This is a genomic window from Streptomyces sp. NPDC051921 (assembly GCF_040680975.1).
Classification (GTDB): domain Bacteria; phylum Actinomycetota; class Actinomycetes; order Streptomycetales; family Streptomycetaceae; genus Streptomyces.
In genome coordinates this window covers 217,973-229,072 of sequence record NZ_JBFAXU010000011.1, presented here as the reverse complement: position 1 = coordinate 229,072, position 11,100 = coordinate 217,973, and the positions used below count along the sequence as shown (strand labels likewise).

The 11,100-nt window shown below is 74.9% G+C and carries 10 protein-coding genes; 5 read left to right on the top strand and 5 right to left on the bottom strand.

Features of this window, described 5'->3' with window-relative positions; all coding sequences use genetic code 11:
• Positions 1 to 940: 940 nt before the first annotated feature.
• Positions 941 to 1,885: a TauD/TfdA family dioxygenase gene (locus AB0M16_RS17345; RefSeq protein ID WP_365343618.1), complete on the bottom strand. Its 945-nt coding sequence runs from the start codon at positions 1,883 to 1,885 to the stop codon at positions 941 to 943.
• Between the two features lie 671 nt (positions 1,886 to 2,556).
• Here AB0M16_RS17345 and AB0M16_RS17340 point away from each other — a divergent pair.
• The gene (locus AB0M16_RS17340; protein ID WP_365343616.1) at positions 2,557 to 2,967 is read left to right on the top strand and encodes a BlaI/MecI/CopY family transcriptional regulator; all 411 of its coding nucleotides are present in this window, start codon (positions 2,557 to 2,559) and stop codon (positions 2,965 to 2,967) included.
• A 5-nt stretch (positions 2,968 to 2,972) separates the two neighbouring features.
• Complete coding sequence (locus AB0M16_RS17335) at positions 2,973 to 3,914, top strand: M48 family metalloprotease (protein ID WP_365343614.1); 942 nt, start codon at positions 2,973 to 2,975, stop codon at positions 3,912 to 3,914.
• A 7-nt stretch (positions 3,915 to 3,921) separates the two neighbouring features.
• On the opposite strand, the gene AB0M16_RS17330 is transcribed toward AB0M16_RS17335, so the two are convergent.
• A complete protein-coding gene (locus AB0M16_RS17330) occupies positions 3,922 to 4,377 on the bottom strand; it encodes a TerB family tellurite resistance protein (RefSeq protein ID WP_365343612.1) in 456 nt (151 codons plus the stop codon).
• A 106-nt stretch (positions 4,378 to 4,483) separates the two neighbouring features.
• Here AB0M16_RS17330 and AB0M16_RS17325 point away from each other — a divergent pair, with 106 nt between their 5' ends.
• On the top strand, positions 4,484 to 5,830 hold the full coding sequence (locus AB0M16_RS17325; protein ID WP_365343610.1) for an MFS transporter: 1,347 nt from the start codon (positions 4,484 to 4,486) through the stop codon (positions 5,828 to 5,830).
• A 99-nt stretch (positions 5,831 to 5,929) separates the two neighbouring features.
• Here AB0M16_RS17325 and AB0M16_RS17320 read toward each other — a convergent pair whose 3' ends face one another.
• Entirely contained in the window at positions 5,930 to 7,375 is a 1,446-nt protein-coding gene (locus tag AB0M16_RS17320) for a glyceraldehyde-3-phosphate dehydrogenase (RefSeq protein ID WP_365343608.1), read from the bottom strand.
• Positions 7,376 to 7,557: 182 nt separating this feature from the next.
• Here AB0M16_RS17320 and AB0M16_RS17315 point away from each other — a divergent pair, with 182 nt between their 5' ends.
• Both AB0M16_RS17315 and AB0M16_RS17310 read left to right on the top strand, forming a co-directional pair.
• A complete protein-coding gene (locus AB0M16_RS17315; protein ID WP_365343606.1) occupies positions 7,558 to 8,247 on the top strand; it encodes a triacylglycerol lipase in 690 nt (229 codons plus the stop codon).
• Positions 8,248 to 8,405: 158 nt separating this feature from the next.
• Complete coding sequence (locus AB0M16_RS17310) at positions 8,406 to 9,257, top strand: PhzF family phenazine biosynthesis protein (protein WP_365343604.1); 852 nt, start codon at positions 8,406 to 8,408, stop codon at positions 9,255 to 9,257.
• A 2-nt stretch (positions 9,258 to 9,259) separates the two neighbouring features.
• Here the strand turns inward: AB0M16_RS17310 and lysA are convergent, their stop codons facing one another.
• Positions 9,260 to 10,591, bottom strand: a complete 1,332-nt coding sequence (gene lysA / locus AB0M16_RS17305) for a diaminopimelate decarboxylase (protein ID WP_365343602.1) — start codon at positions 10,589 to 10,591, stop codon at positions 9,260 to 9,262.
• A 14-nt stretch (positions 10,592 to 10,605) separates the two neighbouring features.
• Positions 10,606 to 10,941 (bottom strand): SAV_915 family protein, encoded by a 336-nt coding sequence (locus AB0M16_RS17300; RefSeq protein WP_365343600.1) that lies wholly within the window; start codon positions 10,939 to 10,941, stop codon positions 10,606 to 10,608.
• Positions 10,942 to 11,100: the final 159 nt, after the last annotated feature.

The window sequence follows — 11,100 nt, the reverse complement described above, 5'->3', positions numbered from 1 at the left end:
ACCGCCGCGGCGAACGGCGTGATCTTCGCCTCCGCCAGCGCACGGACCGTCTCGCGGAGCATCTCGTGCTCCTCCGACGGGCGATACAGGTCGAAGTCCTTGGCCATGGTCTGGGGCTCCCCTAGCAATGCTTGTGGCACTTTTGGCACTGAGTACCCTCAGCAAAACACACTCAGTGCCATGACGCCAGTAGCTAGGGTGCCGACATGGACCACAGGGGGAACGCGGACGAGCCCGGCCTGCTCCAGCTCCACGAGGTGGAGGAGAACGCGCCGGGCTGGACACGCTGGGTCGCGCGCTGCACGGGCGGAGTGGTGCGCCCCGGGGACTCCCTCGACGACGGACGCCTGACCGTCGTGCGCCTCGACCGGCCACTGAGGAGCCACCTGGACTTCATCGACCCGCCGCACGCGGTACGGGTCTGGCTCCAGGGCCCCGGTGTGACCGGCCTCCGCCCGAACCTGTGCGTCGCCACGGCCGGACCCCGTCGCTACGGCTACGTCGGCCCGCCGGAGATCCGGCGGGCCGTCGGCCGGGACCACCCGGGCGCCCCGGTCGTCCGCACCGCCCCGGACTTCACCGCCTGGGCCGCCGCGCAGTCACCGGCGGACCTCACCGAGCCCTTCACGTACGTCGTCGACGCCGAGGGCCTGCTGCGGCTCGCGCCCCGGCGCAGCGAGCACTGCGCCGCCGCCGGCGGCGGGAGCGTCCGGGCCGCCGGGGAGATCACCTGGGCGGTCGGCCCGGACGGCGCCTGGGCGGCGGTGGAGGTGAGCAACCTCTCCACCGGCTACGCCCCCGACCCGGAGTGCTGGCCCTCGGTCGCCGCCGCCCTGGACGCGCTCGGGCTGGGCCACCCCGGGGCCTTCACCTACGCGGCGGTCTTCCGGCGCTGCCCGGCCCCCGCGTGCGCGGAGCTCAACCTCGTGCGGGACGAGCACTACGGGTGCGCGGTGTGCGGGGCGGAGCTGCCGGAGGAGTGGAACCCGGTGCCCCGGCCCGGCCGCTCGGAGCGATCCCGGGCCGGGGTCCCGGGGTCGGCTCGGTCCGTCCGTCCGGAGTAGCGCACGGTGGTCCGGCGGACCAGGCGGCGACGGCCCGCCGGCACGGGCTCGGCACGGTGCATCAGTGACGGGTTGTCCCAGACGAGCAGGTCGCCCGGTCGCCACACGTGCGCGTACTGCCACTCGGCGCGCAGGGTGTGGGCGTACAGCTCGTCGAGGAGGGCGCGGCTCTCGTCCGCGGCGAGGCCCTCGATCCGGTCCAGGCACATCTCGTTGAGGTACAGGGCCTCCTCGCCGGTGACCGGGTGCGGGCGCACCAGCGGATGCGAGGCCGGGGGGAAGGCCGCCAGCTCGGCCAGGGCCTCCTCGTCGCTGACCCGCCTGGCGGCCCGCCGCAGGGTGTCGTGGTTCCGCCCGAAGTCGTGGACCGCGCGCAGCGGGGCGATCCGTTCCCGCAGCCGGGGCGACAGCGTGGTCAGCGGCACCCGCAGGTCGTTGAAGTGGGTGCGGCCGCCCTCGGGCGGCACCGTCACGCCGTACAGCAGGGTGGCGTCGGTGGGCTCGGCCCGGAAGGAGGCGTCGCTGTGCCAGTGCTCGGCCGGCCGCCGGGGCGCCCCCTGCGGTGCCTCGCGCATCTCCTCGACGTACGGGCTGTCGGGGTGGGCACCGGTCGGGTCCCAGGGCGGCGTCGGCGTGCCGAACAGCCCGGTGACCCGCACCTGCGCCGCCGGCGACAGGTCCACGCCGGAGAAGACCAGTAACTGGTGTCTGTGCAGGGCCTCGACGAGTTCCGTCGCCCGTTCCTCCGCCTCCGGGGTGCCGAGTCCGGAGTCGAAGACCTCGACGCCGAAGGATCCGTCGAGGGGTTTCACGCTGAGCATCCGCTGGGCTCCTTGCCGCTGGTGCCGCCGTCGTCCGTACCGTCGCGGACGGCGGGCCGGACATCACCGTCCCGCCGTCACCGCATTACATCGCAGTCCCCGACCGGCAACAGCGGGACGAGCGGGGGACCTTGGTCCTGCTGAGGGGGCCGGACGCCCCCTGGAGCCGGTCAGCTCCTGCGCGATACGCGGCTCCCCGGTGCATTCCACCGGGACGAGAAGCGGGCGGAACGCCGGGCCGTCCGGCCCGGCCCGAGCCGCCGGCCTTCCGCGGCGGACCGCACCACCGCGTCGGCGCGTTCGTGGGGGAGGGCCGCGGGGCGACTCGCCTTCACCGAACGGCTGCGGCGCTGTCGCGACATCTCGCTCGCCACCGAAGACGTCGTCCCTCGCCGAGTCCGTGGCCGTCCGCCGACACCTCACCGAACGTTTCCCGCTTTATGTCAGGTCGGCACCGGACGCCGTCACCGCCCCTCCCGGCAGCAGGAGCGGACCACCGGCGCCGAGCGCGCCGGTTCCTCGGCGTCCGGGTGGCGGCGGAGCACGGTCGGCGACGCGCGCCGGACGACCGCGGCGCACGGCGGTCCCCGCCCCCGGCTCAGTACGATGGGGGGCCGCGGACCGGCGGAAAGACGGACCGGCGAACCGGCGGGCGGGAAGGGCGAAGAGGCGTGACGGACAGCGGCAGGGCGGGGCGCAGGCGCGGCCAGGGAGAGCTGGAGGCCCAGGTGCTCGCCGTGCTCAAGGACGCCCCGGGCCCGGTCCCCGTCGCCTGGGTGCAGGAACGTCTCGGCGGCGATCTCGCCTACACCACCGTGATCACCATCCTCACCCGCCTGCACGGCAAGGGTGCCGTCGCCCGCGAGCGCGCCGGCCGTTCCTTCGTGTGGACGGGGGTCGCGGACGAGGCCGGGCTCGCCGCCCTGCGGATGCGCAGGGTCCTCGACGCCGAGAGCGACCGCGAGGCGGTCCTCGCCAGCTTCGTCACCGCCCTCTCGCCGACCGAGGAACGCCTGCTGCGTGAACTCCTCGCGGAGGAGCGCGAAGACGGAGGGAACGGGGCCGCGGAGGGCGGGCACTAGCGTCCATGGGGGTCTTCGTCTTCCTTCCGCTGCTGCTCCCGCTCAGCGCCTGGCCGGTCGCGCGGCTCGCCGAGCACCGGCTGCACCCGCGCACCGCGACCCGGCTGCTCACCGGCTTCGCCGTGGTCCTCGCGGTCTGCAGCACCCTCTGCCTCGCGCTGCTCATGGTCGTCGGCACCGCCCAGCTCCCGGGGAACCCGCTGCCCGACGGCTGGTCCGACCCCGAGGTCCGGGCAGCCCTGCCGTACGACGAGATCGCCGGGCGCGTCGCGATCCCGGCGCTCGTCGCCGTGGCCGGCGCCTGCCTGCACGCCCTCGGCCGGCACCGGCGGGTGCGGCGCCGGGCCGAGCGGGCGCTCGCCGGGCTGCCGGGCCGGCCGGTGGCGGTGCTGCCCGACCCCGTCCCGTACGCCTACGCCCTGCCGGGGCGGCGCCGACGGCGCGACCGGGTGGTGGTCAGCACCGGCATGCTCGCGGCGCTCGGCCCCGCCGAGCGCCGGGCGCTGTTCGCCCACGAGCGGGCGCATCTGCACGCGCGCCACCACCGCCATCTGCTCGCGGTGCGGCTCGCCGCACGGGCCAATCCCTTCCTGCGCCCCCTGCGCACGGCCGTCGTCTACACCGCCGAACGCTGGGCCGACGAGGAGGCGGCCGCCGCCGTCGGCAGCCGCCGCAGCGTCGCCCGCGCGATCGGCCGGGCGGCCCTGCTCGCCCCCGCCCGCCCGGCGAGCGCGCTCGCCGGCTTCGCCCAGGTGGGCCCCGTGCCGCGCAGGGTCGCCGCGCTGCTCGCCGGGGCACCCGTGGCCCGGGCCTGGCCGCCGGTGTTCACCGCCGTGGGCATGGCCGTGTGGGGAGCCGCCGCCGGTGCGACCGTGTCGGCGCTCTCCTCGGCCAACTCGGCCGTCACGCTCTACCAGGTCCTGCGCGCGGCCACACCACTGGCGTAAGGGCCGGCTACAGGTCGAACTCGTGCGGCGGCAGGTCGAGCGCGAAGCACGCCTCCCGCACCACGGCCTGCTCGGTCTTGTCGAAGTCGCCGTCGGCGCCGCCGATGACGATGCCTATCTGGACGACCGCGCGGGCCTCCGCCGGCTTCTTCCTCGCCTTGGCGATCTCCTGCAGCACGCTCACCCTGCCGAAGTCGAAGTCGGCGGCCAGCTTGTCGAGGTTGGCGTCGAAGCGGCGCTGCAGGTCCGTCGCCTCGAAGTTCTGCAGCACCTCGTTGCCGGCGATGAGCTGGGCCACCCGGCGCCGCTCGGACGGATCGACGGTGCCGTCGGCCGCGGCGACGAGCGCGCACATCGCCATGCTCGCGTCGCGGAAGGCGCCGCTCTTGAGGTCGTTCTTCTTCGCGGTCAGCTGGGTCTGCATCGTCGATGCGGACTCCCTGATGCGGTCCCACAGGGCCATGTGCCGGCACTCCAGAGGTCGGTTGCTTCTACGTCTCTGTAGAACGTGGCGGCCCGCGGCCGAGTTCCCGGGGCGGCGGAGATCCTTCCGGGGCTACCGTGGACGCGTGCTGTCCGTGCTGCGCAACCGCACCTTCCGCCGCCTGTTCACCGCCCAGGTGGTCGCCCTCCTCGGCACGGGCCTCGCGACCGTCGCCCTCGCGCTGCTCGCCCACGACCTCGCGGGCGCCGACGCCTCCGCCGTCCTGGGCACCGCGCTCGCCCTCAAGATGGGCGCCTACGTCGCCGTCGCGCCGCTCGCCGGAGCGCTCGCCGCCCGGCTGCCCCGGCGCACCCTGCTCGTCGGAGCCGACCTGATCCGCGCGGCCGCCGCCCTCGCCCTGCCGGTGGTCAGCGAGGCGTGGCACGTCTACGCCCTGGTCCTGCTGCTCCAGGCCGCCTCCGCCACCTTCACCCCCGCCTTCCAGGCCACCGTCCCCGAGGTGCTGCCCGGCGAACGCGCGTACACCGAGGCGCTGTCCCTCTCCCGGCTCGCCTACGACCTGGAGAGCCTCGTCTCGCCCGTCATGGCGGCCGCGCTGCTCGCCCTCGTCCCGTACTCGTGGCTGTTCGCCGGCACGGGCGCCGGATTCCTCGCCTCGGCCCTGCTCGTCCTCTCCACCGCCCTGCCGAAGCACCCGGAGCCGGAGCCCGCCGCCGGGCCCGGGGGGCGGCCGGCCTCCCGTGTGGTGACCGGGGCCCGGCTGCTGCTCGCCACTCCGCGACTGCGCGCCCTGCTCGCCCTCGACCTCGCGGTGGCCGCCGCGGGCGCACTGGTCCTGACCGGCACCGTCACCCTGGTCCGCACCGCCCTGGAGCGCCCGGCGGGCGACGTCGCGCTCGCCCTCGGCGCGTACGGGGCGGGCTCCATGGGCGTCGCGCTGCTGCTGCCGCGGCTCCTCGACCGGCGGGACGAGCGGCGCGTCATGCTCGCCGGAGCCTTCGCCCTGCCCGGCGTCCTCGGCGCGCTCGCGCTCACGGTCGGCGTGGGCGAGGGCGCCGCGGCCTGGGCCGGGCTGCTCGGCGCCTGGCTGCTCGCCGGCGCGGCGACCTCGGCGGTGCTCACCCCCGGCGGTCGGGTGCTGCGCCGCTCCGCCGACCCGGCCGACCTGCCGGCCGCCTTCGCCGCCCGCTTCTCCCTCTCGCACGCCTGCTGGCTGTTCACCTACCCGCTGGCCGGATGGCTCGTCGCCCGTACGGGGCCGGTGCCGCCGGCGCTGCTCCTGGGCGCGCTCGCGCTGCTCGCCGCCCTGGCCGCGGCCCGGCTGTGGCCGCGTACGGACCCGGCGGCGCTGCCCCACACCCATCCCGAGCTGCCTGCCGACCACCCCCACCTGGCCGGGGCCGTGGGGCCCCACGCGCACGTCTTCCACATCGACGCCCTGCACCACCGGTGGCCCGCGGCGACCTCCTGAGGCGCGGCGATTCCCGGAGCGTCCCGGTGGACGGAACGCCGAACGGCGGTGGGGCAGTGCCCCACCGCCGTTCGGCGTGTGCGTCCGTGCTCCGGCGGATCAGACCGCGGGGGCCGGGAAGGTCGGGTACTCGACGCCCGAGACGTGCTGGACGACCCGGATGACCTGGCAGGAGTAGCCGAACTCGTTGTCGTACCAGAGGTACAGGATCGCGTTGTCGCCGTCGACCTTGGTCGCGCCGGCGTCGACGATGGACGCGTGGCGCGAGCCGACGAAGTCCATCGAGACGGCGTCGGGGGCCGTGGTGAAGTCGATCTGGCGCTTCAGCGGCGAGTGCAGCGAGACGTCGCGGAGGTACTCGAGGACCTCCTCGCGCGTGGTCTCGCGGCCCAGGCGCAGGCTCAGGATCGCGATCGAGACGTCCGGGACGGGGACGCGGATCGAGCTGCCGGTGATCGGCGCCTTCAGGTCGGGCAGCGCCTTGGCCACGGCGGAGGCGGCACCCGTCTCCGTGATGACCATGTTGAGCGGCGCGGAACGCCCGCGGCGGTCGGCCTTGTGGTAGTTGTCCAGCAGGTTCTGGTCGTTCGTGAACGAGTGGACGGTCTCCACGTGACCGCGCAGCACACCGTACTCGTCGTCCATGGCCTTGAGCGGCGGGACGATCGCGTTGGTGGTGCAGGAGGCGCAGGACAGGATCTGCTCGTCCGGCTTGATCGTGTCGTGGTTGACACCGTGCACGATGTTCGGGACGTCGCCCTTGCCCGGGGCGGTCAGGACGACCTTGTCGATGCCCGGACGCAGGTGCTTCGACAGGCCCTCGCGGTCGCGCCACTTGCCGGTGTTGTCGATGAGGATGGCGTTGTCGATGCCGTACGCCGTGTAGTCGACCTCGGAGGGGTCGTTGGCGTAGATCACGCGGATCGCGTTGCCGTTGGCGATGATCGTGCTGTTCGCCTCGTCGACGGTGATCGTGCCCTGGAACTGGCCGTGGATGGAGTCACGGCGCAGCAGGGAGGCGCGCTTCACCAGGTCCTGGTCGCCGCCACCGCGGACGACGATGGCACGCAGGCGCAGACCGTTGCCGGAGCCGGCCTTCTCGATGAGCAGGCGGGCGACCAGGCGGCCGATGCGGCCGAAACCGTAGAGGACGACGTCACGGCCGTCGCGGCGCTCGATCTTGTGGGCGCCGGTGGCGCCCGCGACGGCCTCGGCGGTGAACTCCGCCACCGACAGGCCGCGCTCGTCGGTCCGGTACGACTCGGCCAGGAGGCCGATGTCGATCTGGGACGGACCCAGGTCGAGCGTGGTCAGCGCCTGCAGGAACGGCAGGGTCTCGGTGACCGAGAGCTCCTCGCCGACGATCTGGCGGGCGAATCGGTGGGTCTTGAGAATGCTGACCACCGACTTGTTCACCAGGGAGCGGCTGTGAACGAGGACGGTGACGTCCTGCTCTCGGTGCAGCTTCCCGATGATCGGAATCATGGACTCCGCGATTTCCTCGCGGTGCTTCCAGTTTGTGAACGAGTCCTCGTTGACAGTCACAGTGCATCTTTCGAGCTAGACAGTGCTCATATGCTAACCCGCCCGATCTGATGTGCGGCAGGGGCCCCCTGTGTGGTTCTGGCCACGGGGGTGTCGTGGCGGGTTTCCGACGGGTAACATCACGGCCCGCATGCACCTGACGCTCCGTCAACTGTCGCGCCGTCAGCCCAGGAGGCCCGCCGATGCGCCGCCCTGCCGCTCCGCTGCTCGCCCTGCTCGCCGTCCTCGCCGCCGTTCTCGCGGGCCCCGCCGCCCCGGCCCGGGCCGACAACGCCGCCCCCCGCCGACCGGTGATCCTCGTCCACGGCTACAACGCCGACCCCGGCGTGTGGGGCGGCCTCGACGCCCGCCTCCGGGCCGCCGGCTACACCGACGGCGAGATCCACCGCTGGGGCTACGACACCCACCAGTCCGTCAACGAGGTGCTCGCCGACCGCTTCGCCGCCTACGTCGACGACGTCCGGCGGCGCACCGGGGCCGACCGGGTCGACATCGTGGCCCACTCCTACGGCAGCCTGCCCACCCGCTGGTACGTGAAGTACGGCGGCGGCACCGCCACCGTCGCCCACTGGATCTCGCTCGGCGGACCCAACCACGGCACGGGCGTCGCCTGGGCCTGCGCCCTGTGGGACCAGGCCTGCCGGGACATGACGCCCGGCAGCTGGGTCCAGAAGCGGCTCGCCGAGGGGGACGAGACCCCGGGCGAGGTCGCGTACACGACCTTCTGGTCCAGCTGCGACGAGGTGATCAACCCCGACGACAGCGTCCCGCTGAGCGGCGCCGCCAACGAGCCCGCCGGCTGCCTCGACCACAACGCCCTCCTCGGCGACGAGGGCGTGGGCAGGGGGGTGCTGGCCGCCCTGGCCGGCTGACGGCCGCGCGGTAGCGTGTCCGGCACGGCACGCGTGGAGCCCGACGCATGGCCCTCCTGCTCGCGGAGCGCCCCGTCGGCCCCTCTTCCGGCTCCAGGGAGGTGCCCGCACCACCGACAGGCCGCGAGCACCGGGTACGCCACGCCGGAGGACGCGAAGTGAGCGCAGCCACCCCGCACGTGACCGTCGTCCGTGCCTGCCTGCGCGGCGGCGCGGGCGGCAGCCCCACGGCGGTGGTGGTCGAGGACGACACGCCCGACGCGCGGCTCGACGACGCGTGGCGCCGTCGGGTCCCGGCCGCGTGGGGCACCTCGCACGCCGTGTACGTACGCCGCGAAGGCGACCTGACCGCCCTGCGCTTCTTCACCTCCGCGGGCGAACTGCCCGCCTGCGGGCACGGCACCGTCGCCGCCCTCGCCCTGCTCGCGGCCCGCGCGGGCGGCGACCGGCCCCACCGGGCCACGCTGCGCACCGGGCGGCGGGTGTTCGCCGGCCGGGCCGGGCGCGCCGGGGACCGGTTCGCCGCGGCCTTCGACGCGGGCCGGGTGGACCTGCGCGAGCCCACCGCCGAGGAACGCGTCATCGTCCTGACCGCGCTCGGCCTCGACCCGGTCGAGGCCGGCCCCGACGTGCGGATCGCCGGGGTCGGACGGGAACGCGTCCTCGTGCCCGTCGCCGACCGCGCCGCGCTCGCCGCCCTGACCCCGCACCTCGACGAACTGCGCACGGCCTGCGACCGGTTCGGACTGCTCGGCGCGTACGTGCACTCCACGCCCACGCCCGACGGTGTCCTCGCGGCCCGGATGTTCGCCCCGTCCATCGGCGTCCCCGAGGACATCGCCAACGCCAACAGCACCGCCTGCCTCGCCGCCCACCTGGCCGGCCGCGGCATCACGGGGATCGCCGTCGACATGGGCGACTCCCTCGGCAGCCCCGCCACCATCACGGCCACCACGGGCCCCGGCCGCACCGTCGAACTGGGCGGCACGGCCGAGGTCCTGACGGCCTGACCTCAGATCCCGACGTCCCGGACCCGCAGGTCGGCGAGGGTCTCCCGGCGCACCAGCAGCCGGCTCGCACCCGACGCGACGGCGACCAGCGGAGGCCGGCCCACCAGGTTGTACGAGGACGCCATCGACAGGTGGTAGGCGCCGGCCACCGGCAGCGCGAGCAGGTCGCCCGGGCGCACGTCGCCGGGCAGCGGCACGTCCTCGGCGAGGAGGTCGCCCGCCTCGCAGTGCCGGCCCACCACCGTCGCCCGCACCGGGCCCGCCGCGGACCGGCGGCCGACCAGCCGGGGCGCGTACCGCACCCCGTACAGCGCGGGGCGCGGATTGTCGCTCATGCCGCCGTCCACGGCGACGAAGACCCGCTCCGGGCCGGCCTTGACCGCGAGGACCCGGTAGACCGCGACGCCGGCCGGACCCGTGACCGCCCGCCCCGGCTCGATGAGCAGCCGCGGCACGGGCAGTCCCGCTCCCGCGCAGCTCTCGACCAATTCGGCGCGCACCCGCCGGGCGAGCGCGGGCAGGTCCAGGGCCGGGTCGCCGGGCCGGTAGGCGATGCCGTGGCCGCCGCCGAGGTCGAGCTCCGGCAGCGTCACGCCGTGCGCGTCGCGGGTGCGGGCCATCAGACCGACGAGCCGGCGCACCGCGACCAGGTACGGCTTGACGTCGGTGATCTGCGAGCCCAGGTGGCAGTGCAGCCCGGTGAGCTCGAGGCGGGGCTGGCCCAGGATGCGGGCGATCGCGTGCTGGGCGTGTCCGTCGCGCAGCGACACCCCGAACTTCTGGTTGTCGGAGCCCGTACGGATCTTCGCGTGACCGCCCGCGCCGATGCCCGGGGTGACCCGCAGCATCACCTTCTGCCGCCCGTGCGGGCCTACGGCGGCCGCTGTCCGGGCGATCTCCGCGGGACTGTCGATGACGATCCGGCCCACGCCCAGACGCAGCGCGGTCCGCAGGTCCTCGGGGGACTTGGCGTTGCCGTGCAGCAGGATCCGCTCGGGCGGGAAACCGGTGGTGACGGCGAGCTCCAGTTCACCGGCGGAGCACACGTCCAGGCCGAGCCCCTCCTCCTCGACCCAGCGGACGAGGGCGCGGCACAGGAAGGCCTTGGCGGCGTAGTGGACCTCCGCCTCGGGGAACGCGTCGCGGTAGGTGCGGCAGCGGTTGCGGACCTCGTCCTCGTCGAGGACGTAGACGGGGGTGCCGTGGCTCCGGGCGATCTCGTCGAGGGCGACCCCGCCGACCAGGAGCCGCCCGTGCGGCTCCTCGACGGTCGAGGCGGGCCAGACGGACAGGTCGTCGGCGGCGGAGACCGGGGGAAGCGGTGCGATCGTCATTCCGGCGGCCCCCCTCACCGGGCCGGCGCGAGCAGCAGGGGCCGCGGGCGCGCGGGGCGCGGTGGCGCGGCGGTCGGCGCGGGGTCGACGGTCAGCAGGCCGACGCCCAGCGGCGCGACCAGGGCCCGCAGCGCCGGTTCGGCGAGCGCCGTCCAGGCCTGGTCGGCGCCGAGGACGGCCCGCAGCCGCCCGGGCGTGGTGAACGCGACCGCCGTACGCCCCCCGACCGGGGTACGGAAGAGGCGGACGGCGCAGCCGTGGGCGACCGGCCGGACGGGGACGCAGAGCCGTCCGGCCGGCCCCTGTTCAGAAGGCTCGGGATCGTCTCCGTACAAGGTGGTGCGCGTCATGGTGGTTCCTCCCCGGGAACGGGCGCCCCGGGCCGTACGCACCGGGGCCGTCTCCGAAGCTATGCCCGGTTCCGGCCCGCCCGGGACTGCCGTGACGCACCCCTGACGGCGACTTGACGCGATCCGATCGCTCCGTGGATCAGACGTCCGGGCCGAGGA

Bases quoted from the DNA above. Each gene is read 5' to 3' on its own strand.
- AB0M16_RS17345 (WP_365343618.1), bottom strand. From the start codon at position 1,885: ATGCTCAGCGTGAAACCCCTCGACGGATCCTTCGGCGTCGAGGTCTTC.
- AB0M16_RS17335 (WP_365343614.1), top strand. From the start codon at position 2,973: ATGGGGGTCTTCGTCTTCCTTCCGCTGCTGCTCCCGCTCAGCGCCTGG.
- AB0M16_RS17330 (WP_365343612.1), bottom strand. From the start codon at position 4,377: ATGGCCCTGTGGGACCGCATCAGGGAGTCCGCATCGACGATGCAGACC.
- AB0M16_RS17315 (WP_365343606.1), top strand. From the start codon at position 7,558: ATGCGCCGCCCTGCCGCTCCGCTGCTCGCCCTGCTCGCCGTCCTCGCC.
- lysA (WP_365343602.1), bottom strand. From the start codon at position 10,591: ATGACGATCGCACCGCTTCCCCCGGTCTCCGCCGCCGACGACCTGTCC.
- AB0M16_RS17300 (WP_365343600.1), bottom strand. From the start codon at position 10,941: ATGACGCGCACCACCTTGTACGGAGACGATCCCGAGCCTTCTGAACAG.